Genomic DNA, 4,163 nt, shown 5'->3' on the forward strand with positions numbered 1-4,163 from the left:
CCGGAGATGAAAGCTTTGCTCGACAGGCTTGGTATTTCGGAGGTCGAGCAGAAGTACATCGCTGGTTTAGCTGTTCAGACCGACACCGGAGTCATCTACAACCAGTTCCTCCAGGAGTGGGCCAAGAAGGGCCTGATAGTTCTCCCAACTGAGGAGGCGGTGAGAAAGTATCCCGACCTAGTCAAGGAGCACTTCCTCAAGCTCTTCCGCGTTGACGAGAGCAAGCTGACGGCCTACCACACTGCGGTCTGGAACGGTGGAATCTTCCTGTACGTCAAAGAGGGCCTCAAGGTTCCGTTCCCGCTCCACCTGTTCTTCCTGATACAGGAGAGCGCCCTTGCGCAGGCACCGCACATCATCATAATCGCCGAGAAGGACACGGAGTTTCACCTCATAGAGGGCTGTACCGCTCCAATTCTCGTCAAGCACTCTCTCCACCTCGACATGACCGAGGCGTACTTCCACGAGGGGGCGAAGGGCCAGCTGACCGTCCTGCAGAACTGGCCAGAATACGTCCACACGAGGCCCATGACGAGGGCGAAGGTAGGAAAGGGAGCGCGCTTCATCAACACCACCGTCGGCCTCGGGACCGGGAAGAGCAACGTCGCAAATCCGAAGTACTGGGTGGATGAGAACGGCTACGTCGAGCTGAACGGCATTCTCCTCGGCCAGAAGGACTGGTTTGTTGATTTAGGTGGTGAGATGTACCTCCGAGGCAAAGGCGCTGGAGGAATAAACGCGAGCAAGGCCGTCATAATGGACGAGAGCACCGTGATAACCCGCGGAATCATAAGGGCAGAAGCGCCGAAGACGAAGGGTCACATAAGCTGTGACGCCCTGCTCCTCAGCGACAAGGCCACGATGGAGACCTACCCCGGGCTGGTCAGCAAGGTTGATGACGCCGAGCTGAGCCACGAGGCCGCTATCGGCAAGATACGCGAGGAGGAGCTGTTCTACCTGATGAGCAGGGGACTCGACGAGGAAAAAGCGACACAGCTCATAGTCAAGGGCTTCCTCGAACCGATGCTCAAGGACATCCCGATGGAGTTCCTCGTCGAGATAAGGAAGATAATAGAGCTAGCGGTCAGCGGGGGCATGTGAGCCCCAATTTTTCACCATTTCAACGAGCTCCCACAGGTCTTTTACGTAGTAGTCCGCTCCCGGGACTTTTTCAAAGCGGACGACGTTCACCGTCTTTATACCCGCGTTTTTTCCAGCCAAAACGTCGTTGGAGCTGTCACCGACGATTAGAACCTCCTCTGGCTTCAGACCAAGGGCATTGAGAGCCTTTTTGATTAGGTACGGGTTGGGCTTAACGCCGTCGAGATAGCTGTAATCCTTCCCGAAAATTACGTCAAAGTATTTATCGAGGTCAAAAGCTTTCAGAACGAGCTCTGTGTTGTCCTGGGAGGCGTTGCTGACCGCCCCCATCTTCAGTCCGAGTTTTCTCAGCTCCTCAAGGGCCCCAACGTCCGGAAACGGCTTGATTTTCCCCTCACGAAGGAGCCTCTCACGGTAGGCCCTGTTGGCCCTGTCCATGGCCTTCCAGAACTCTACGTGGTTTATTCCAAAGCGCTCAACGTAGGTTCGCGAGAGTTCGCCCCGCACAATCCTCCTGAAGGTCTCCCAGTCGAGAACCACGCCGAGTTTTTCCATCGCAGGTCTTCCGACCTCCTCATACCAGCGCCTCAGGTTGTAACCCTCATAGTAGACGAGAGTCTCGTCAACGTCAAAGATGAGACCGCGAAGCATCACAACCCCCAGAGAAGTTGGGAGAGGGGGTTTAAAGGCCTAATCCTCAAGCCTCTTCAGGAGGGCGAACTCCCTCGGGTCCCAGGCGAGCTCGTCGGTGACTAGGTAAACCCTGCCCCCCAGGAGAATCGCGTAGTCGCGAACGTCGTTTAGGAATTTTATCAGCGCGTTGAACCCGTTGTGGAGTGCCAGGTACTCGGGGCAGGCTATGACAATTGCCTTATCGGGGTCGCTCTTGAGGCTTGCCACGATGCCCTCAAGGATTCTGTGGAGCTCCCTTGGGCCAAAGAAGCCCCTAGCGGCGCTCACGGTCACGAGCTCCCATCCCCTAGGAACCCTTGAGCCAGCCCTGCCAATAATGACTGCCCTCTCCTCTGGAATTTCCTTGATGGAGCGGACTATTTTAAAATGGCCGATTCCGGGCCTGTCCACGAGGGCCCCCGCGAGGAGGGGAGCGAGCGCCTTCAGCATTTTCCCACCGTCCGGTTTTGGGAGCCGGAGTTTATATCCCTTTTTTGTAAGTGGTTATGTAGGTACGTCCTCAGTCAAGGCCGATGTCATCACGCGTCAGCCGGTTAATCCATCGTCATCAGAGCTAATGAATAAAAGATGCAAAATTTAAAAACCTATTGGAACTCAGAAGAGCTCCTCGAGCTTGACGTCAATCTTGTCCGGGTTGAAAGGCAGGACGTGCCTGGTCGTCTTCGGCGAGAAGACCTCCCCGCGCTTGACGAGCTCCATGACGTCCTCCTTGGTCGGGGCCTTCCTGATGAAGACGTAGTCAATCTCTCCCTTGGCCATATCTTCTCTCGCGTCCTCCTTGAGGCCGTAGTAGATGAGCTCAATTTTGCCCTCAACGCTCATCTCATCGAGGACCTTGCTGACCTTCTTCTGCTCTTCAAGACCTCCGGGAATCGCAAAAACCTTCTCGCCGACGATGGCGAAGGCAATCTCACCGCGCTCGGCCTTTTCCTCGGCCTCCGGGTCCTCGATGACCTCGAGTCCCTCGGCCTTGAGTCTCTCTATAACCTCGTTGAGGTCGCCCTTGAAGGCCGGGTACCAGGTGTAGACTTTAACATCGTCGCTGAAGTAGTCGAGTATGACTGAGGGAGCCCTCTTCGCACCGAGCTTCTGGAGGCCGGCCCAGCGGTGATGGCCGTCAACGATAAGGTACTCGTCCGTTCCCGGAATCTTCGCGAGGAGCATCGGCTTCCAGAAGAGGCCACTTCCCGTGACGCTCTCGATGAAGGCCTCAAGCTCCTTCTGGACGAGCTGTTCGTGGGGTTTCATCTTGTCGAGCTCGATAAAAACGTAGTCCACCTTGACCGTCGGGATGTCATACTTCGGAACCTTTTCAACTCCCATTCTCAACCCCCCATGACTATGCAGATGAGAATCGAACCGCTCAATAAAAAGGCTTTCCGTTGAAAACTCCAACACTTTTATGGAGATTCGTAGGGCTAATCCGAAAAACTCGAAAAATCCATCGGGATAAAGGTTAAAATCCCGAAGGCTTATTCAACTTTAATGCGGAACGTTGCCGAACTGCCCCTCCACGGCGGTCACGTCCCCGCGTGGCTTGCTCAGAGGATGAGAAAGCTGACGAGACTAGTTCTAATACTCGCCGTTGACGAGTACGGCACGAAGGGCCTCCTCGAGAGGCTCTCCGACCCGGTCTGGTTCCAAGCCTTAAACAACCTCATCGGCATGGACTGGGACTCCTCGGGCTCGACAACGGTAACGGTGGGCATGATAAAGGAGGCCCTCTCGCGGGAGGAGCTTGGCGTTAAGGTCGCTGGAGGAAAGGGAAAGGCAAGCAGGAGAACGCCGGAGGAGCTGAAAACCATAGCGAAGCACTACGACCTCGACCCGGAACCATACATCAGAACATCCCGGCTCGTCGCAAAGGTTGACACCGTTGCCTTTCAGACAGGTTATCAACTCTACCACCACGCCTTCCTCCTCGACAGGGAAGGCAACTGGGCGGTAATACAGCAGGGGATGAACGAGAAAGCCAAACTCGCGAGGCGCTACCACTGGTTTGACGCCAAAACCTTCACCCTCGACCCCCACAAGGCGATAGCGGGAATCCGTGGGGAGCTCGCCCTCAACACTGTCTCAGGTGACTCCAAGGAGTTTCAAAAGACGCTCCTCGACCTCGTGAGCGAGGGGCCGGAGAAGGTGGCGCGCGAGGTTGAGACTATAAAGGCCATCGCAAAGGGCTACCGTCCGCTGGTGTATTACCGCCCAAGGGATGCTGATGAGAGAGCAGTTCTAAAGCGTTACGAGAGCCTTGGAAAACTGGAGCTCAACGCGAGGGCCCTTGAATTCGCGAGGGAGCTGGGCGTTGGGAACTACGAGGAACTTCTTCTCCTCAAGGGGCTTGGGCCGAGCACGCTGAGGGCCCTCTC

Annotated in this window: 5 protein-coding genes; 2 read left to right on the forward strand and 3 right to left on the reverse strand. The window is 55.8% G+C overall.

The window, feature by feature from the left end:
• Positions 1–1,101: SUF-like minimal system protein SmsB (gene smsB, locus MVO87_RS06475; RefSeq protein ID WP_297552619.1), on the forward strand; the 1,101-nt coding region annotated here is incomplete at its 5' end.
• Here the strand turns inward: smsB and MVO87_RS06480 are convergent.
• From MVO87_RS06480 to serK, 3 genes are all read right to left on the reverse strand, one after another.
• The gene (locus MVO87_RS06480; RefSeq protein ID WP_297552621.1) at positions 1,078–1,752 is read right to left on the reverse strand and encodes an HAD family hydrolase; all 675 of its coding nucleotides are present in this window, start codon (positions 1,750–1,752) and stop codon (positions 1,078–1,080) included. The genes smsB and MVO87_RS06480 overlap by 24 nt on opposite strands.
• 39 nt (positions 1,753–1,791) lie before the next feature.
• On the reverse strand, positions 1,792–2,223 hold the full coding sequence (locus tag MVO87_RS06485) for a DUF835 domain-containing protein (protein WP_297552623.1): 432 nt from the start codon (positions 2,221–2,223) through the stop codon (positions 1,792–1,794).
• 165 nt (positions 2,224–2,388) lie between these two features.
• Positions 2,389–3,117 carry an L-serine kinase SerK gene (gene serK, locus MVO87_RS06490; protein ID WP_297516710.1) on the reverse strand — a complete coding sequence of 243 codons (729 nt, stop codon included), beginning with the start codon at positions 3,115–3,117 and terminating at the stop codon, positions 2,389–2,391.
• A 162-nt stretch (positions 3,118–3,279) separates the two neighbouring features.
• Between serK and MVO87_RS06495 the strand changes: the two genes are divergently transcribed.
• The coding region (locus MVO87_RS06495) for a DUF763 domain-containing protein (protein WP_297552625.1) at positions 3,280–4,163 on the forward strand (884 nt) is incomplete at its 3' end.

The sequence above is a fragment of the Thermococcus sp. genome (assembly GCF_027063845.1).
Classification (GTDB): Archaea; Methanobacteriota_B; Thermococci; order Thermococcales; family Thermococcaceae; genus Thermococcus.